Annotated in this window: 11 protein-coding genes and 3 pseudogenes; 12 read left to right on the forward strand and 2 right to left on the reverse strand. The window is 56.5% G+C overall.

The annotated features are described in order from the left end of the window. Nucleotides 1–15: 15 nt before the first annotated feature. The 6 genes from atpD (at nt 16) to FBX99_RS12155 (ending at nt 7,430) form a co-directional block, all read left to right on the forward strand. On the forward strand, nt 16–1,392 hold the full coding sequence (atpD, locus tag FBX99_RS12130; RefSeq protein WP_042727805.1) for a F0F1 ATP synthase subunit beta: 1,377 nt from the start codon (nt 16–18) through the stop codon (nt 1,390–1,392). A 45-nt stretch (nt 1,393–1,437) separates the two neighbouring features. Next, the gene (locus FBX99_RS12135) at nt 1,438–1,863 is read left to right on the forward strand and encodes a F0F1 ATP synthase subunit epsilon (RefSeq protein WP_024777790.1); all 426 of its coding nucleotides are present in this window, start codon (nt 1,438–1,440) and stop codon (nt 1,861–1,863) included. A 114-nt stretch (nt 1,864–1,977) separates the two neighbouring features. Further along, the gene (gene glmU, locus FBX99_RS12140; protein ID WP_144930043.1) at nt 1,978–3,345 is read left to right on the forward strand and encodes a bifunctional UDP-N-acetylglucosamine diphosphorylase/glucosamine-1-phosphate N-acetyltransferase GlmU; all 1,368 of its coding nucleotides are present in this window, start codon (nt 1,978–1,980) and stop codon (nt 3,343–3,345) included. Between the two features lie 210 nt (nt 3,346–3,555). Beyond that, nucleotides 3,556–4,332, forward strand: a complete 777-nt coding sequence (locus tag FBX99_RS12145) for a DeoR/GlpR family DNA-binding transcription regulator (protein WP_144930044.1) — start codon at nt 3,556–3,558, stop codon at nt 4,330–4,332. A gap of 1 nt (nt 4,333) precedes the next feature. After that, entirely contained in the window at nt 4,334–6,166 is a 1,833-nt protein-coding gene (gene glmS, locus FBX99_RS12150) for a glutamine--fructose-6-phosphate transaminase (isomerizing) (RefSeq protein WP_144930045.1), read from the forward strand. Nucleotides 6,167–6,326: 160 nt separating this feature from the next. Then, nucleotides 6,327–7,430, forward strand: coding sequence for a TniQ family protein (locus FBX99_RS12155; RefSeq protein WP_144931579.1), 1,104 nt, complete (start codon nt 6,327–6,329; stop codon nt 7,428–7,430). A gap of 85 nt (nt 7,431–7,515) precedes the next feature. Here the strand turns inward: FBX99_RS12155 and FBX99_RS12160 are convergent, their stop codons facing one another. Then, complete coding sequence (locus tag FBX99_RS12160; protein ID WP_144931578.1) at nt 7,516–7,881, reverse strand: XRE family transcriptional regulator; 366 nt, start codon at nt 7,879–7,881, stop codon at nt 7,516–7,518. A 279-nt stretch (nt 7,882–8,160) separates the two neighbouring features. Between FBX99_RS12160 and FBX99_RS12165 the strand changes: the two are divergent. Continuing rightward, nucleotides 8,161–8,491, forward strand: a pseudogene (locus tag FBX99_RS12165) (SDR family NAD(P)-dependent oxidoreductase); the annotation flags it as partial. A 125-nt stretch (nt 8,492–8,616) separates the two neighbouring features. On the opposite strand, the gene FBX99_RS12170 reads toward FBX99_RS12165, so the two are convergent. After that, nucleotides 8,617–9,585 (reverse strand): AraC family transcriptional regulator, encoded by a 969-nt coding sequence (locus tag FBX99_RS12170; RefSeq protein WP_124388881.1) that lies wholly within the window; start codon nt 9,583–9,585, stop codon nt 8,617–8,619. An 852-nt stretch (nt 9,586–10,437) separates the two neighbouring features. On the opposite strand from FBX99_RS12170, the gene FBX99_RS12175 reads away from it, so the two are divergent. From FBX99_RS12175 to FBX99_RS29560, 5 genes and pseudogenes are all read left to right on the forward strand, one after another. Beyond that, a complete protein-coding gene (locus FBX99_RS12175) occupies nt 10,438–12,792 on the forward strand; it encodes a N,N-dimethylformamidase beta subunit family domain-containing protein (protein ID WP_144931576.1) in 2,355 nt (784 codons plus the stop codon). A 393-nt stretch (nt 12,793–13,185) separates the two neighbouring features. Further along, on the forward strand, nt 13,186–14,526 hold the full coding sequence (locus FBX99_RS12180) for an APC family permease (protein ID WP_110625310.1): 1,341 nt from the start codon (nt 13,186–13,188) through the stop codon (nt 14,524–14,526). 165 nt (nt 14,527–14,691) lie between these two features. Next, the gene (locus tag FBX99_RS12185; protein ID WP_145131702.1) at nt 14,692–16,116 is read left to right on the forward strand and encodes a gamma-aminobutyraldehyde dehydrogenase; all 1,425 of its coding nucleotides are present in this window, start codon (nt 14,692–14,694) and stop codon (nt 16,114–16,116) included. A 635-nt stretch (nt 16,117–16,751) separates the two neighbouring features. Further along, nucleotides 16,752–17,537: pseudogene (locus FBX99_RS29555) on the forward strand (HAMP domain-containing protein); the annotation flags it as partial. 342 nt (nt 17,538–17,879) lie between these two features. Beyond that, nucleotides 17,880–18,395, forward strand: a pseudogene (locus tag FBX99_RS29560) (methyl-accepting chemotaxis protein); the annotation flags it as partial. Nucleotides 18,396–18,545 lie beyond the last annotated feature (150 nt).

An 18,545-nucleotide genomic window follows, 5' to 3' on the forward strand; every position in this document is an offset into this window, starting at 1 on the left:
TCAGAGGATCCAGCTATGAGTAGCGGACGTATCGTTCAAATCATCGGCGCCGTTATCGACGTGGAATTCCCACGCGACAGCGTACCGAGCATCTACGACGCCTTGAAGGTTCAAGGCGCCGAAACCACCCTCGAAGTTCAGCAGCAGCTGGGCGACGGCGTGGTTCGTACCATTGCGATGGGCTCCACCGAGGGCTTGAAGCGCGGTCTGGACGTCAACAACACTGGCGCAGCCATCTCCGTACCGGTCGGTAAAGCGACCCTGGGCCGGATCATGGACGTACTGGGCAACCCGATCGACGAAGCGGGTCCGATCGGCGAAGAAGAGCGTTGGGGCATTCACCGTCCTGCGCCGTCCTTCGCTGAGCAAGCGGGCGGCAACGACCTGCTGGAAACCGGCATCAAGGTTATCGACCTGGTTTGCCCGTTTGCCAAGGGCGGTAAAGTCGGTCTGTTCGGTGGTGCCGGTGTAGGCAAGACCGTAAACATGATGGAACTGATCCGTAACATCGCCATCGAGCACAGCGGTTATTCCGTGTTCGCCGGTGTGGGTGAGCGTACTCGTGAGGGTAACGACTTCTACCACGAGATGAAGGATTCCAACGTTCTGGACAAAGTGGCACTGGTCTATGGCCAGATGAACGAGCCGCCGGGAAACCGTCTGCGCGTAGCCCTGACCGGCCTGACCATGGCCGAGAAGTTCCGTGACGAAGGTAACGACGTTCTGCTGTTCGTCGACAACATCTACCGTTACACCCTGGCCGGTACCGAAGTATCCGCACTGCTGGGCCGTATGCCTTCGGCAGTAGGTTACCAGCCGACCCTGGCTGAAGAGATGGGCGTGCTGCAAGAGCGCATCACTTCGACCAAGCAAGGCTCGATCACCTCGATCCAGGCGGTATACGTACCAGCGGACGACTTGACCGACCCGTCGCCAGCGACCACCTTCGCCCACTTGGACGCCACCGTCGTACTGTCCCGTGACATCGCTTCCCTGGGTATCTACCCAGCGGTAGACCCACTGGACTCGACTTCCCGTCAGCTGGATCCGAACGTGATCGGCACCGAGCACTACGAGACCGCTCGTGGCGTTCAGTACGTGCTGCAGCGCTACAAAGAGCTGAAGGACATCATCGCGATCCTGGGCATGGACGAGCTGTCGGAAACCGACAAGCAGTTGGTAGCCCGTGCTCGTAAGATCCAGCGCTTCTTGTCGCAGCCGTTCTTCGTGGCTGAAGTCTTCACCGGTGCTTCGGGTAAATACGTTTCCCTGAAAGACACCATTGCTGGCTTCAAAGGCATCCTCAACGGTGACTACGACCACCTGCCAGAACAAGCGTTCTACATGGTCGGCGGCATCGAAGAAGCGATCGAGAAAGCCAAGAAACTGTAATCCCGGCGCCCGGCAACGGGCGCTAATTTAGGTTGAGGCAATCAGATGGCTATGACAGTCCATTGCGATATCGTCAGTGCGGAAGGGGAAATTTTCTCCGGTCTGGTCGAGTTTGTGGTTGCGCATGGTGAGCTGGGGGATCTTGGTATCGCTCTGGGGCACGCACCGCTGATCACCAGCTTGAAGCCAGGTCCGATTAGTCTGACCAAGCAGGGCGGGGAAAAAGAGGTGTTCTACATCTCTGGTGGTTTCCTCGAGGTTCAGCCGAACATGGTCAAGGTCCTTGCCGACACCGTGCAACGTGCTGCCGACCTGGACGAAGCCTCCGCTCAGGAAGCCGTCAAGGCTGCCGAGAAGGCCCTGCATGAAAAAGGCGCAGACTTCGACTACGGTTCTGCTGCTGCACGTCTGGCCGAGGCCGCAGCCCAGCTGCGCACCGTCCAGCAGATCCGCAAGAAGTTCGGCGGCTAAGCCGTCTGCTTTCTGTGCGATTGATTAAAAAGGGTAGCCTCGGCTACCCTTTTTTCTTTTCACGACTCTCATCATCTGGTCGCAGTCGTTGACCACCCAGGATTGGTACCAGTCATGTCTCTCGAAATCGTTATCCTCGCGGCCGGCCAAGGCACTCGCATGCGTTCGGCGCTGCCCAAGGTACTGCATCCGATCGCTGGCAACTCCATGCTCGGTCATGTTATCCACAGCGCTCGCCAACTCGATCCACAGCGCATTCACGTGGTGATCGGCCACGGTGCCGATGCCGTGCGTGAACGGCTGGCCGCCGATGACTTGAATTTTGTCCTGCAGGATAAACAACTCGGGACAGGTCACGCGGTGGCCCAGGCGGTGCCGTTCATTACCGCTGACACGGTGCTGGTTCTTTACGGTGATGTGCCGCTGATCGAAGTCGACTCCTTGCTGCGCCTGCTCAAGCATGTAGGCCCGCAGCAACTGGGCCTGTTGACCGTCGAGCTGGACGACCCTACCGGCTACGGTCGCATCGTGCGCGACGCCGACGGCCAGGTCACTGCCATCGTCGAGCAGAAGGATGCCAACGAAGCCCAACGCGCCATTACCGAGTGCAATACCGGGATCCTGACGCTGCCGGCCGGGCACCTGGGTGACTGGATGAGTCGCCTGTCGAACAACAACGCCCAAGGCGAGTACTACCTGACCGACGTCATCGCCATGGCGGTGGCAGACGGCCTGGTGGTTGCCACTGAGCAACCGCTGGATGCGATGGAAGTGCAGGGTGCCAATGACCGTCGGCAGCTGGCCGAGCTGGAACGCCACTATCAGTTGCGCGCCGCTCGCCGCCTGATGGCCCAGGGCGTAACCCTGCGTGACCCGGCCCGTTTCGATGTTCGAGGTGATGTCAGCGTCGGCCGCGACGTGGTCATCGACATCAACGTGATCCTCGAGGGCAAGGTGGTTATCGAAGACGACGTGGTCATCGGTCCGAACTGCGTGATCAAGGACAGCACCCTGCGCAAAGGCGTGGTGATCAAGGCCAACAGTCACCTGGACGGTGCGGTGATGGGTGAGGGCAGCGATGCTGGCCCGTTTGCCCGTTTGCGTCCTGGCTCCGTGCTGGAAGCCCGCGCCCATGTGGGGAACTTTGTCGAACTGAAGAACGCCCATCTGGGTGAAGGCGCCAAGGCCGGTCACCTGACCTACCTGGGTGACGCTGAAATCGGCGCCCGCACCAACATTGGTGCCGGCACCATCACCTGCAACTACGATGGCGCGAACAAGTGGAGGACGGTGCTGGGCGAGGACGTGTTCATCGGCTCCAACAACTCCCTGGTGGCGCCTGTGGATATTTCCAGCGGTGCGACCACGGCGGCTGGTTCGACCATTACGCAGAATGTGGATAACCAACAACTGGCTGTGGGGCGTGCGCGCCAGAAGAATATCGACGGCTGGAAACGTCCGGAAAAAATCAAGAAACCTTAAAGTTATCCACAGTCACCCTGTGGGAGCGGGCTTGCTCGCGAAGGCGTCGGCACATTCGAATTAGATGCAAGCTGACCCACCGCTTTCGCGAGCAAGCCCGCTCCCACATGTACTCGATCATTTCTGAATTTTTCTCCCTCGGCCTTGACGATCGCAGCACAATAGGTTTTGATTGCTTACGTTATCTTTCGAATCGAAACTTAAACCGTCATGTCGAAGCGCAACACTCCCCAACGCCGCCACAACATCCTAGCCTTGCTCCAGGACCAGGGTGAAGTGAGTGTGGACGAGCTGGCCAAGCGCTTCGAAACCTCGGAAGTTACGATTCGCAAGGACCTGGCCGCCCTGGAAACCAATGGCCTGCTATTACGTCGCTACGGTGGCGCGATACCAATGCCGCAGGAGTTGGTCGCCGATAACGCACTGACCGTCTCGAAGTACAAGCAAGCCATTGCCCGGGCTGCAGTGAAGCGGATTCGCGAACACGCACGGATCATCATCGACAGCGGCAGCACCACCGCCGCCATGATTCCCGAACTCGGCCTGCAACCGGGATTGGTGGTCATGACCAATTCGCTGCACGTTGCCAGTGCCTTGAACGAACTGGAACACGAACCGGTATTGTTGATGACTGGCGGTACCTGGGACCCGCATTCCGAATCCTTCCAGGGTCAGGTCGCCGAACAGGTCCTGCGTTCCTATGACTTCGACCAGTTGTTCATCGGTGCCGACGGCATCGATCTGGTTCGTGGCACGACCACCTTCAACGAACTGCTGGGGCTGAGCCGTGTCATGGCTGAAGTTGCCCGCGAAGTGATCGTGATGGTGGAGGCCGACAAGGTCGGCCGCAAGATCCCCAACCTGGAACTGCCGTGGAGCAGCGTCCATACCCTCATTACCGATGATCGCCTGCCCGTGGAGGCCCGCGATCAGATTCAGGCGCGTGGCATCCAGGTGATCTGCGCATCTGTCAGCCAGGAGAAATAACATGTGTGGAATTGTCGGCGCCGTTGCTGAACGCAACATCACAGCCATCCTGCTCGAAGGCCTCAAGCGCCTGGAATACCGTGGCTATGACAGCGCGGGTGTGGCGGTGCTCACCCACGACGGGCAGCTTGCACGCATGCGTCGGCCGGGCAAGGTCAGTGAGTTGGAACAGGCACTGGAAGCCGAGCCGCTGATCGGTCGCCTGGGCATTGCCCACACCCGTTGGGCCACCCACGGTGCGCCGTGCGAGCGCAATGCCCACCCGCATTTCTCCGGCGACCTGGCGGTGGTGCACAACGGCATCATCGAGAATCACGAAGCCCTGCGCGAGCAGCTCAAGGCCTCGGGCTACGTCTTCACCTCGGACACCGACACTGAGGTCATCGCCCATCTGCTCAATCACAAGCTCAAGGAGCTGATAGACCTGACGCTGGCCCTCAAAGCGACCGTCAAGGAGCTCCACGGTGCCTATGGCCTGGCGGTGATCAGTGCGAAACAACCGGATCGCCTGGTGGCGGCCCGCAGTGGCAGCCCGCTGGTGATCGGCCTGGGTCTTGGGGAGAACTTCCTCGCGTCGGACCAGTTGGCGCTACGTCAGGTCACCGACCGTTTCATGTACCTGGAAGAAGGCGACATCGCTGAAATTCGCCGCGACAGCGTGCAGATCTGGGATCTTGATGGCAAAGCGGTAGAGCGCGAGACGGTGCAGTACCAGGACGGTGCCGAAGCCGCCGACAAAGGCGAGTTCCGTCACTTCATGCTCAAAGAAATCCACGAACAACCGGCTGTGGTGCAACGTACCCTGGAAGGCCGCATGAGCCAGAACCAGGTATTGGTCCAGGCCTTCGGCCCACAGGCCGCCGAATTGTTTGCCAAGGTGCGCAATGTGCAGATCGTCGCCTGCGGCACCAGTTATCACGCCGGCATGGTCGCCCGTTACTGGCTGGAGGAATTGGCTGGTATCCCGTGCCAGGTGGAAGTTGCCAGTGAGTTCCGTTACCGCAAGGTGGTGGTGCAACCGGATACGCTGTTCGTCACGATCTCCCAGTCCGGTGAAACCGCCGACACCCTGGCGGCCCTGCGCAATGCCAAGGCCCTGGGTTTCCTTGCCAGCCTGGCGATCTGCAACGTCGGCATCAGCTCGCTGGTGCGCGAATCCGACCTGACCCTGTTGACCCAGGCCGGCCGTGAAATCGGCGTGGCTTCGACCAAGGCCTTCACCACCCAGTTGGTCGCCCTGTTGTTGTTGACCTTGTCGTTGGGCCAGGTGCGTGGGACTTTGGCCGAGGGCGTAGAGGCGAAACTGGTGGAAGAACTGCGTCGTCTGCCGGCTCGTTTGGGTGAAGCCCTGGCGATGGATAGCACTGTGGAAAAAATCGCCGAACTGTTCGCCGAGAAGAACCACACGCTGTTCTTGGGCCGTGGCGCGCAATTCCCGGTGGCGATGGAAGGCGCCCTGAAGCTTAAGGAAATCTCCTACATCCACGCCGAAGCCTACCCGGCCGGCGAACTCAAGCACGGCCCGCTGGCCCTGGTGGACAACGACATGCCGGTGGTCACCGTGGCGCCGAACAACGAGCTGTTGGAAAAGCTCAAGTCCAACCTCCAGGAAGTGCGCGCCCGTGGCGGCCAGTTGATCGTCTTCGCCGACGAAAAGGCCGGCATGACCAATGGCGAAGGGAATCACGTGGTGCACATGCCGCACATCCATGACAGCCTGGCGCCGATTCTCTACACCATTCCACTGCAGTTGCTGTCGTACTACGTGGCTGTGCTCAAGGGTACTGACGTGGACCAGCCGCGGAACCTGGCGAAGTCTGTGACGGTGGAGTAAAGAGTGCAGCTGTCGAACAGGACCTGATCCTACGAAATAAAGTCTGTCGGAATTAAATAAAGTCTGTCGCTAGCGCCTGTGCCCCACGGGTTCGGTAGCTAGCGACGCTTTCCTCCGCTCCTCCCTACTCTGGGCGAAGCTCAACGTTTGAAAGCCCAAAATGATCCTAGCGATTCAGCCAGAGGAGACTGTGCGTTCCTTTGTGGAGCGGACTCTTTTTATTAAAGGAAAACGTTCTTCCGAGGACGTATTTCGGACGTTTCCAAATAGTCCCTCACGGGCAGATATTTTGACACTTGCCGAATTGCTGGGATGGTCTGGCTGTTACGGCTTGAACAAAATTCTGCACACGCATACTAACTATCCTTTCACGGCAGTTTTTAAAAATACTCAAGATGTCTCTTACTCAAGGAACGAATATATAAGCTATTCACGTTGCTATGAGTCAATTAGAAAACCTTCAGGTTTTTGTCCGGTTTGTGTTGCAGAAGATATTGAACGCTTAGGATTTTCTTTCTGGCGGCGTGCTCACTGTTGTGAGCTTAAAGTCTGTGCGGAGCACAATGTAGAGCTAGTCAAACGCTGCCCGGCTTGTGACAAACAGTTCTCCCATGGAGGTCATAGTCTGGGGGTGATGTGGAAGACCTGTGAGGGACGACATCTAAAAGATAGCCCTGTGACGCTGAACACAGACCCATTTGAGTTGAAGAAAGCGCAGATTTTTCAGGAGATTCTGTCATTCACCCATCACCTTTCGGAGGAGGCGGTTCTCGCGGTCTTAAATGAAAAAATCCATCAAGACGGAGTATTTGAGCAAAAAATCTGGAATTTTTTATCCGACAGGAATATTGGAGATAATATTGAAAGGCGGCTTGGAGTTGTCAAAAAATCTAGGTCTAAAAACAGGCTCCCTCTTGATGAACCCACTGATTTTATAATTAAAGCGATAGTCGAAACCTATGAAAGTTTTGCTGACTTCGTCTCTGATGTGAAAGCTTACGGGGACGAAATTCGGCCGATCGAGTCTCTGTGGTCGACTTATATCGCAGGCCAACAGGAATCAACACATTTCGTTGAAGAGAACTATGAATTTGGTGTGGGATATTGGAGTTGCCCTTTCCCCGCTAAAGAAGTTTGGGGGATGTGGGATTGGCGGCCGGTGTATTATCCCTGCTGTAATTTTGAGCGACCAAAGAAAAAAGGTCCTCAACCCCAACCTCAACGCGTTAAGAATGCACCGCCGGGTATCTACAGGCGGCAATAGGTTTACGAGATCAGCCACGTTGATTTTGGCAAGATGCACGACTCACTATCATCAAAAAGTCAGAGATGGACTGCACGCTTTTTCATCACCAATCGCGGTTTTTGTGCTTGCTGGAGTGAACAACTTCCGCCCTGGCTTCCTCGGAGGTAAAACGAGAGCCGGAGGCGCGCTGTCGCTTTTTGCCTTCCATGCGCATGATTTGAAGCGGACTGGGCCGCACCTCCTCCAACAACGAACTCAGGCGCTCCAACTCGCCGAGGGCGCGCAAAACGGCGATCAGATTGATCAAGGTGCCTTTGCCTTGATTTAGCATCAGGTGCAGGGTCTGCCGGCTGATCGCCGCGTTCTCCGCTACGGTCTCAAGGCTGATGTTCCTCTTCAACCGCAGCGTTTGAAGATGTGCTCCTACTGTGGCGGCGAGCACTTGATCCGATTGAATGTTGAGTCGCATAGCATCTAATTTCCTAGACATTAACTGGCCAAAATGCATTTTACGTCAGGAATTCTAGACATAATAGGAAAGAACATTTATCTACTTGCCGCCTATGTTGAATCCCCAGATCACTGCGACATGAATGAACTGCATTGTGATGATCATCGGCTAGGCCATGCGAGGCTTTACATGGAAAGTGAATGAAGGCTTCTGTACGTTTTCTGCCCGTCGCGAGAGGCAGAAAACGACCCACTATAGATAGTCCGTCCCACCTTCAACGATACTGGTAAAGGCGTCGAACTGGTGAAATGGTCTGAATCGCTATGGGGGCAAATCGATGTGCTCGTGAACAACGCGGGTATGGCGATTAAGGGGTGAGGCCGAGGTGTTCTCCGACGTAGCCAATACGAGCGTCGATGTCTGGAACAACTCTATTGCTTGTAATCTGACCACTGCATTTTTGCTGACCCGAGCAGTGTTGCCGGGGATGCAGAATCGTCGTTATGGACGCATCGTCCATATCAGCTCTACGACCGGCACCCGCGTCAGCAACCTGGGTGAGGCAGCCTATGCGGCGCCAAAAGCCGGGCTCGTGGGGATGAACATGAGCTTGGCGCTGGAAGCCGCGCACATGTGCTGACGCAGTTCATTGCCTCACCCTAATGCGACGAAACATAGAGGGCATGGCGCAGAAGGCGCCAAAAAAGACACTTTACGATGAGTGCCATCCATTTGATGGGAGATAGCGTGGAACTAATGGCTTTTTTCGTCTCGAGGTGAGTACCCAAAAGCTTCCTTGAACCGGACGGAAAAAAGCGCCTGGCTGGAAAAACCACAGTTGTAGGCCACTTCCGCAATGGTCGTGGGCCGAGCCTTGTGCAGCGCATTCTCGCGCAGAAGCTTTTGAGCGTGCCTGAGCCGAGCAAGACGAAGTTCTCGCCCGAACGTCGTATCGTGAGCCTGGAAAACCTTGTGGACATAGCGGATGGAAACGCGGTGAGCTTGAGCTGCTCGCTCAGGTGCAAGATCCGGGTCGTGAAAGTTTGCCGCGATATACGCCATGACACGGTGAAAGAAGTGATCGATGACCGTTCGTGAATCCCCCGCTGCATCGGTCTCCGGTACATCCATCATCAAGAAAGCCAATTCCAGCAATCCTCTCTCCAAGCTTCTGACATGCTCGGGGGAAAGGCAGGAGGCGTTTTCCAATGCTTGCAACGCGAATTGCGTTAGCAGTGGCACGAAACGCGAATTGGCGACGTCGACGCGGCCACAACGCGCATCAATTTTCGGACACATCGCCCTGAATTGGTCGGCCGGTATTTTTACTGTGACGTTTCTCGTGCCGTTGGGGATATCCAGCTGATAGGTTTCTGCGGAATTGAAGACAGAGACCTGGCCTGGCGCAACGTCTCCAAATCGACCCAGGTGAGTGAACTGCTCAGTTTGCATGGTCGGCATGACTAGCGCGAAAAAATCCGAATCATCGCGTCCGGCATGTACTTTGCGGCGCACAGCCCGTTGCGCATCAGCGGCAAAGCGAGTAATTCCGACCGCGCCGATCTGGGTGGATTCAATGACTCCGCAGAACGATGCCGGGTTGTAGGCCGCCACATCTATCGGGTAGTAGACATCGCTCATGAAATCCTGCCAGGCAGCAAGACGTCTTTGTGGATGAACCTCGCCCGTCGAGAACCGGGTTATCAAATGTAACGAATCCACACGCCCTCCTGAAAAAATCACTGCCTTAGAAGCTCAAGCAAGCCCTATGCCATGACTTCCAGGCAAGCCTAGTCAGCCTAGTCAGCCATCGGAAGCGCCGTGTCATATTTCGATAATAACCGGTGGATGCATAAGTCCAGTTAAAGCGGACCAATGGTGCGGAAGCAAAGGTATGCCATGAGCCGTTGCTCTGTAGGTGAGCCGGTTGCGAGCAAAGACCAGACTCGTGCACCCACTCTGCGCACCGTGCACGCTGACGAAAATCTTGGTTCTCTCATGCGATAGATCGCGGGGCGCGGTCCATCGGACGATATCGCTACCGGTACAGGGGGGTCAGCGTATCTCCTCCGGACCAGCGCTCCGCAACGCGGCCAGGCGCATTTTTGGATATCTGCGCAATCGACTGACAAGCAAGAGAAAAGTATGAACACAACAATAACTACCGCACTGAGGGAATGACCATGCGTACCTCCTCAGATCGCGAAGCTGAATTGGCCGCTTTGTTCCAGGCTCGGTTTTTTGAACGCCTGCGTGACGACTGCGACTCTGGCGTGATCGGCGCCTACGAACGGTCTCCGCTCGGGCCACATGATGACAAGACTCGAAGGGTCGTGCGTGGGCTAGGCGGGGCGTCTATAGCCGGCAAGGCGATTGTCATTTCGCTGGGTATCGACGGGCCATGGGGCGTCGGGAACATTGTGATTGGAGAGCCAGGCAACTTCGTTCGAAGTCCAGGCATTTTCCTGACTTACGACGACGCATTGCGTCACGTTTTTTCGCTTCGATGCCGAGCCCTTTTCGCTGCCGAGTCGCGCGAAACGGATTCTCAGTCGCATAACGGATGAAATGAGAATGAACCAGGTCAGTCAGCAAATTTTCGGCTATAGCGACGGATTCTCTGTGTCGCCGGGTGAAAGTCTTTCTTTCAAGGTAAGTTGCGAAGGGGTCGCGCGATATGACGCCTCGCTTGTGAAGCTTCGACACGGGTTTACGGGGGAGTCGGGCCCCGGTTTCCTTGAGACGCCTGTTGAGTCGTCGTTCGAAGGAAGCTACGAGGGTATCCAGCATGTGTGCCAGCCGGGCTCTTATGTGGAAATCACTGACACGCAAGGACTTCTGCGATCCCCTAACGGTTTGGTTATTGAAGCCCATGTCTATCCGACACTGCCGCAAGGCACACGCTCGGGCAACTTCGGGGCCTACCACGTAACGCAGAACTCATTTGAGAGTGATTCGAGTCTACAGGCCATTTTGGGAAACTGGTCCGTGGCAAGTTGTTCTGGCTACGCCCTTGTACTGGAGGAAGGGCGGCCAACGTTTATATGGGTGGCAGATGGTGAGACAAAGAAAGTTTCATTGGCAACGCCACTTATTGCACACCAGTGGTATCGCGTCATAGTCAGTGTCAAATCGGATGCCGGGACGGTCTGCCTGGAGCAGACACCAATCGACAACATCATGAACCGTCTCTCAGCGAGTGCCAGTGCCTTGCGCGCAGAATCACGTACTGTCCCGTTCGGCGCGAGACTGACTGAAAGCCAAGCCCCCTTCAGGTTCGGCACGAGACTGACTGAAAGCCAACCCCCCTTCAGGATCGGGGCGCTGGCCTGTCAGCAAGACGGTCGATGGCTGGCGAATGCCGCCTACAACGGAAAAATCGGTGGAGTCCGCATTCTGCGTCCCTCTCTCGGCGATGCGGCTGTTTCCGAGCTGGCCGCCTGGCACTTTGGCAAGAGCCTTCGTGACGATGGCCTGTTACTCAGCGATGTTGTAGACGTGTCCGGAAACGGTTTGCATGGACGCTGCTTCAACGCGCCGACACGGGGAGTGGCGGGCCATAGGTTTAAGGGGTTGAGCGACGACTTTCGGCGGGCACCTGACGAGTTTGATGCGATCCATTTTCACGACGATGACATCACCGACGCCCAGTGGCCAACGGCGTTCAAGATTCAGGTCCCGGACGATCTCGCGAGTGGTGTATACGCCGCGAAACTGAGCAGTGCAGGCGTTGAACAATACATCCCGTTTTTCGTCAGGCCGGGACGTCAGAAACGCGAAGTGGCGGTGCTTTTCTCTACGGCGACTTATCTGGCGTACGCCAACGACCGAATAGCCTTTGAAGCCAATGGCGCGGAAATCATCGTCAGTCGGACACCGATCATTGATCGTCAAGATCTGACGCTTCAAGACCATCCTGAATTCGGTCGTTCCTGTTATGAAATCCATAACGATGGCTCTGGCGTCGTCTTCGGCAGCACTCGGCGCCCCATCCTGACGCTCAACCCCAAACACCGCGCCTGGTTCCAGGCAGAGGGCGTATGGGGGCTTCCTGCTGATCTCTGCATCGCTCATTGGCTCGACACAATCGGTTGTGAATTCGACGCGCTGACGGATGAAGACCTCGATCGCGAAGGCGTCGACCTGCTCAAGGACTACAAGGTTCTAATCACGGGCAGTCATCCAGAATATGTGACACGCAACGAACTCAACGCGATCGAGGCTTTCACCGGGAACGGCGGACGCTTGATGTACTTGGGCGGAAACGGTTTTTTCGCAACTGTTTCATTTGATCCGGAAGAGCGGCATGTCATGGAGTTGCGCAGGTCAGATGCGGGTACACGCCCCCACGAGTCGCCGTTTGGCGATCGCCGCCACCAGACCTCCGGTGAAATGGCCGGCTTATGGCGCAACAAGGGTAAGGCGCCGCAGCGACTGCTAGGCGTGGGGTTCGCCGCGCAAGGCTTCGACCGCTGCACGTATTACGAACGCCTCACCGACAGCTACGACCCACTCGCCGCATTTGCGTTTGAAGGGATTGGCAGTGACGAGCGCATTGGCGACTTTGGAATCATGGGCGGTGGTGCCGCCGGCGCGGAGATCGACCGGTACGATCCGTCATTAGGGGCCCCACCGGGTGCGCTTGTCCTGGCGACTTCCGGGCCATTGTCGGATGCCTATCTTCTCGCCGCCGAGGACGTCTACGAATCAATCCCTGGCATTGGCGGGACCGAGCAGTCTCGCGTTCGCGCGGACATCGTTCTGTGTCCATTGCCAGGAGGGGGCGGCGTGTTCTCAGTGGGATCAATTGCCTACACCGGTTCACTTTCCCACAACCGTTACGACAACAATGTCGCGCGACTCACCGGCAATGTGCTCAAGCGGTTCCTGCACCCTGAAGCGCTGGACGTCATCATCGATTGCAATTGACCGTCCATTCAGATGCATGAGTGCGGAGCCCGGCCGATGCTTGGCTTCGGGGAGCGGACCATGCTGCGGTGCATACATTGATCGGACCCAAGGGGCAGCCACGCCCGGCTGCTCTTTGGGCGCGACAAGTTCATGGCAATAAAGGCGCCGTGCACTCACACGAAAAGCGCGGTTCGCTGGTTCGATAGTCGACAGTAAGAGGGGCTCCTAAACTGAATTCATCGAACGTCAAAAGACCCATCTTGGTGTTTGAGTGAATAGGTCCTTTCCAGTCCCGATGTGCAAATAACAAAAGCGGTACGCGGTTCCACAGCAAATGCTGGCGACACGCGGCAACCGTACCTAAATAATGTCCGGGTGAAAATCCGGGCCAATCGTCAAGGGGCAACAAAAATGAGCGATACCTTGGTCGTACCCAGTGATAATGGTCAACTCAGCAAGAAACTTTCGCTGACGGACGTCCTTGTCTACGGGTTGCTTTACTTCGTTCCGATTGCTCCTGTCTCTGTCTTTGGAGCGATTCATAACACGTCCAATGGACTGACCGCGCTGACCTATACGCTGGCCGCCATCGCGATGGTGTTCAGTGCGATCAGCTACAGTGAAATGGCGAAACGAATTCCTCTTTCGGGATCGGTCTATTCCTATGTGACAAAGGGCACCAATGCCACATTCGGCTTTATGGCGGGATGGGCCATCTTGCTGGACTATCTGTTGCTTCCCGCGTTGCTGGCGGTTCTAGGTGCAGCGGCCTTGCAACCTTTGTTTCCCGGCATCGACAAGGTGGTTTGGTTAGGGATTTTCGTCGCTGTGCCCATGATCGTTAATCTGTTCGGTATCACCGTTAATGTGAATGTGGGAAAGGTGCTGCTGGTCATCCAGCTGGTTGTCCTCTCGATTTTCGTCGTGTTTGCGGTTGGCCTTATCGCCGGAGGAACGGTTTCCAAGGAGCAACTGTTAGCGCCTTTCTATAACCCGTCGCAATTCAGTATGTCCGCCGTGTTTGGCGCCGTACCAATCGCCGCTCTGAGCTTTATCGGTTTTGATGCTGTTTCGACGCTGAACGAGGAGGCCGAGGGGGGCGGTAAAACCGTATCGCGGGCGACGATGTTGTTGCTGGTGATCGTGACCGTGCTGTTCGTTGCGCAAGTCTACCTGGCGTCTGTGTTCGTTCCCCTGGGGTCGAAATATCAGGACGGCGCCGTTGATGTTGCCTTTTACACGGTCAGCACCCAAGTGGTGGGGACGTGGTTCCTGCCGGTCATCACGTTGACGAATGCACTGATAGCTTTGCTGGCTAATGCACTTATCTCCCAGGCCACCACGACAAAAGTCATCTACTGCATGGCACGCGATAAAAAGCTGCCTCGTGTGCTCGCCAAACTTAATAAAAATGAAGCACCAACGACCGCGTTATACCTGGTCGCTGCGCTCTCGCTGGTGATTGCCATTGTCGGCAAAGACCAGATTGAAACCATCGTAACGATGGTCACGTTCGGCGCATTGTGTGCCTATGTGATGTTGCATGCTTCTGTCATCGCTTTTTTCAGGGGTAAGACTGATCGCTCTTTCTTCAGACATCTCGTTTCCCCTGTACTGGGTGCGGCCGTCCTCTGCTACGCACTGTTCAGCGCGAACTCGAACGCCCAACTCGTCGGTGTCGCATGGCTCGTACTCGGTGGCATCGTCGCGTGGATTCTGAAAGGCAAGAACTCGTTGGACATACCCGTATAGAGCCCCTCTGTGACTTTAAGGCTGCATGAAAAACCATGTGGCCGATACGCAAACCTGTCGTGACTCCCCAACTGGACGGCTGACTTAGTCAGCAACTTATTGTCCGTTAAATCTAAATTCTTTCTGAGTGCAGGCATCTGGCGCCTGCACTCATTGGAGACGCCTATGCACATTAAAATGCTCATCAACGGCGAATTGGTCGCAGGCGAAGGCGAGCGACTCGCGGTAATGAACCCTTCTCTGGGGACCGCACTAGTGGACATTGCTGAGGCTACGCCCGCGCAGGTTGATTGCGCAGTGCAAGCCGCTGACGCCGCCTTCGAAAGCTGGTCCCAGACCACGCCAAAGGATCGCTCGCTGTTGTTGCTCAAACTGGCTGACCTCATCGATAGCCATGCCGTAGAACTGGCCCGGCTGGAATCGAATAATTGTGGCAAGCCTTACGCGGCCGTCTTGGGCGACGAACTGCCTGGAGTGTCCGATGTGTTTCGTTTCTTCGCGGGTGCGAGTAGGTGTTTGCAAGGCTCTGCGGCGGGCGAGTATTTGCTAGGCCATACTTCGATGATTCGGCGCGATCCCGTGGGTGTCATCGCCTCGATCGCGCCTTGGAACTATCCACTGATGATGGCCGCGTGGAAGCTGGCTCCCGCCTTGGCGGCCGGCAATACCGTTGTCCTCAAACCTTCCGAACAGACACCGCTGACGGCGCTTAAGTTAGCCTCGTTAATGGTCACGGTTTTCCCTGCTGGCGTGGTCAATGTTGTGTTCGGACGAGGGCCCAATGTAGGCAAGCCGCTCACTACCCACGAGAAAGTGCGGATGGTCTCACTGACGGGGTCAGTGGCCACCGGCAGTCATATCATCGCCGGCACCGCTGACACCGTTAAGCGTATGCATATGGAATTGGGAGGCAAAGCCCCCGTCATCATTTTCGACGACGCAGACATCGATGCGGCTGTAGAGGGCATACGTAGTTTCGGTTTCTATAACGCCGGCCAGGATTGCACCGCAGCCTGCCGGATCTATGCGCAAAAAGGCATTTACGCTCGCCTCGTTGAAAAGCTCGGCATCGCCGTATCCAGTATCAAGTTTGGTCTTCAGGATGATCCTGAGACTGAGCTGGGGCCTCTGATCACCCAACAGCACTTGGACCGTGTTGTCGGCTTCGTGGATCGAGCACGGTTACTGCCACACATAGAAGTCGTGACGGGCGGGAAACGCGTGGAAGGTCCCGGTTACTTCTTCGAACCCACGGTACTTGCCGGCGCGCGACAAGACGACGAAGTGGTGCGCCGGGAGATTTTCGGCCCGGTGGTTTCCGTGACCGAATTTGAAGACGAGGGGCAGGCACTGTCTTGGGCAAACGACTCTGATTATGGCCTGGCATCATCGGTGTGGACCTCAGACGTAGGGCGAGCTCACCGTCTTGCGGCGCGCCTGCAGTACGGCTGCACTTGGGTCAATACCCATTTCATGCTGATGAGCGAGATGCCACACGGTGGTGTAAAGCAATCCGGCTACGGCAAAGACATGTCGATGTACGGATTGGAGGATTACACCGTGATTCGCCACGTGATGGTCAAGCACTGACCGAACAGTGGCGCCGACTCTGCGGCCACACGAATGCTGAAACGCACAAGCGCGCAGTCTTGCTTTTGCAGGCTGCGCGTAGTGCCAACGCCGAGTAGGTGGAAGCACTTATCTGACTGACAAAACATATTGTTCATCCATGAGGCAGTCCCATGTCTATTCGCTTGAAGATCGTGCTTTTATCCGGGCTCTGCCTGCTCGGGGTAATGGGCCTGATCGTCGGCATGAATCTTTATCAAAGCAATCTGAACAAGCAGATGATCAGTCAATCCAGCAGCCAGATGCTGACCGGCAGTGGCGAGAACCTGCTACTGGCAAAAGCTGCTGAGCAGGCTGCGAATTTACAGAAGACCTTCGGTACCGGCCTGACCGTCATCACTGCTCTGGCCGACGAGGCGAACGATTTGCGCAATATGGCAAACCATCGTGGACTAACAGCCGCAGCACTGCGGGAAGAACTCAATCAAAGCATCAAGACCACATTCGAGCGCAATCCCGGAGTGCTGGGTGTATGGCTGGTCTATGAACGTAATGCCTTAGATGGAAAGGACGCCGAGTTCGCCCATGATACGGCCCGTGCGTCGAATGAGTCGGGGCGCTTCGCCAGTGCCTGGAACCGTGGCACCGGTCAGGTGATGAGTCTGCAGATCAACGAGAGCGACCTTGGCAGCACGGCGCTCAGCATCAGTGGTGCTCCCTATAACAGCTGGTACACATGCCCTCGGGACAGCAAGCGACCTTGTCTTATGGCTCCTTTCGCAGACATCGTCGACGGTAAGCGAATATTGATGACGACCATCTCCCTGCCTTTGATCGTCGGCGACAAGGTCATAGGTGTAGTGGGCCTGGACATCGCGCTGGACTCACTGCAGGCAGCTGCCAGTGCCGCGCAGAGCAGCTTGTTTAATGGCTCGGGTCGTATGCTGATTCTCTCCGACACGGGCATACTCGCCGCCTTCAGCTTCGACGCCACCCAGGTTGGCGCAAATATGGGGAAAGCGCTTGGCGCGGAGGGTAAACAAATCATTGCGTCGCTGGACGGTGATACGCCGAAGATCCTTCACCAAGGGGGGCTGATCCGGGCGGTCTATCCGGTCAAACCGATTGCTGATGCAAAAGCCTGGGGCGTGGCCATCGACGTACCGCACCAAGTATTGCTGGCCGATGCGGATAAACTTCAAAGGGTGTTCGATAAAGCCCAATCCAGCGGCACCCTCCAAGCCCTGTTGATGGCCACTGGGGCTTGCCTGCTGGGGTGCTTACTGATCTGGATGTCCGCCTCAAGCGTGACCCAGCCGATCACTTGCGTAGCAGGTATGCTCAAGGCAATTGCCAGCGGCGATGGCGACCTGACCCAACGTTTGCAATACAGCAAGAAAGACGAGTTGGGCGAACTGGTCAACTGGTTCAACCGCTTTCTCGACAAGTTGCAACCAACCATCACCCGGATAAAGCAAAACACCCTCGATGCCCGCGGCACCGCCGATCAGTCTTCGTTAATTGCTAGGCAGACCAGCGAAAGCATGCAGGTTCAGTTTCGTGAGATCGATCAGGTGGCCACGGCTTCAAACGAAATGAGCGCGACCGCCCATGATGTTGCCAACAGCGCGTCAAATGCCGCTCAGGCTGCCCGCGCGGCCGACCAATCGGCCAGGGACGGAGTCGGCATAATTGAGCGCAGTACCCGTGACATTGGCATCCTAGCCGAGGACGTCAGCAAGGCAGTGGCCGAAGTCGAAGCGCTGGCGGTCGATAGCGAACAGATCGGCACGGTCCTGGAAGTCATCCGCAGCATTGCTGAACAGACCAATCTGCTTGCCCTCAACGCGGCTATCGAAGCCGCCCGTGCGGGCGAAAGCGGGCGTGGTTTCGCGGTGGTCGCCGACGAAGTGCGCAACTTGGCGAGACGAACCCAGGATTCCGTTGAGGAAATCCGCCAGGTCATCGAGCGCATCCAGAACGGTACTCGCGGTGTCGTGGTGGCGATGCACGTGAGCCAAACCAAGGCTCACAGTAATGTAGGACAAGTCCAAAAGGCACTTCAGGCGCTGGGCAAGATCAGTGACGCGGTCACGGTCATCAGCGACATGAATCTGCAGATCGCCAGCGCGGCGGAAGAGCAGAGTGCAGTCGCCGAAGAGGTCAATCGCAATATCTCGGCAATTCGCAGTGTGACCGAAACCCTGACCGAGCAAGCCACCGAATCGGCGCAGGTTGCCAGCGAGCTACATAGCCTGACCACTCAACAGATGAAATTGATGGAACAGTTCAGGGTGTAGCTCCACCCTAAGGCACCCTTTGCGTTTGATAAGCCGTCTCGCAGCCATATAGTGTTGTTGCCGCTGACCGAAAACTGACCCAGTGGGGATGCGGACAAAAACTTGGACTGGTTATGCCGCGAAGCCCAGGCTCTCACGATACTCAACGGG

This window comes from Pseudomonas sp. SJZ074, assembly GCF_007828215.1.
In the GTDB taxonomy this organism is placed as follows: domain Bacteria; phylum Pseudomonadota; class Gammaproteobacteria; order Pseudomonadales; family Pseudomonadaceae; genus Aquipseudomonas.

What these genes read in the sequence shown, in the direction of transcription:
- atpD (WP_042727805.1), top strand. Translation starts at nt 16, where the DNA reads ATGAGTAGCGGACGTATCGTTCAAATCATCGGCGCCGTTATCGACGTG.
- FBX99_RS12135 (WP_024777790.1), top strand. Translation starts at nt 1,438, where the DNA reads ATGGCTATGACAGTCCATTGCGATATCGTCAGTGCGGAAGGGGAAATT.
- glmU (WP_144930043.1), top strand. Translation starts at nt 1,978, where the DNA reads ATGTCTCTCGAAATCGTTATCCTCGCGGCCGGCCAAGGCACTCGCATG.
- FBX99_RS12145 (WP_144930044.1), top strand. Translation starts at nt 3,556, where the DNA reads ATGTCGAAGCGCAACACTCCCCAACGCCGCCACAACATCCTAGCCTTG.
- glmS (WP_144930045.1), top strand. Translation starts at nt 4,334, where the DNA reads ATGTGTGGAATTGTCGGCGCCGTTGCTGAACGCAACATCACAGCCATC.
- FBX99_RS12155 (WP_144931579.1), top strand. Translation starts at nt 6,327, where the DNA reads ATGATCCTAGCGATTCAGCCAGAGGAGACTGTGCGTTCCTTTGTGGAG.
- FBX99_RS12160 (WP_144931578.1), bottom strand. Translation starts at nt 7,881, where the DNA reads ATGCGACTCAACATTCAATCGGATCAAGTGCTCGCCGCCACAGTAGGA.
- FBX99_RS12175 (WP_144931576.1), top strand. Translation starts at nt 10,438, where the DNA reads ATGAACCAGGTCAGTCAGCAAATTTTCGGCTATAGCGACGGATTCTCT.
- FBX99_RS12180 (WP_110625310.1), top strand. Translation starts at nt 13,186, where the DNA reads ATGAGCGATACCTTGGTCGTACCCAGTGATAATGGTCAACTCAGCAAG.
- FBX99_RS12185 (WP_145131702.1), top strand. Translation starts at nt 14,692, where the DNA reads ATGCACATTAAAATGCTCATCAACGGCGAATTGGTCGCAGGCGAAGGC.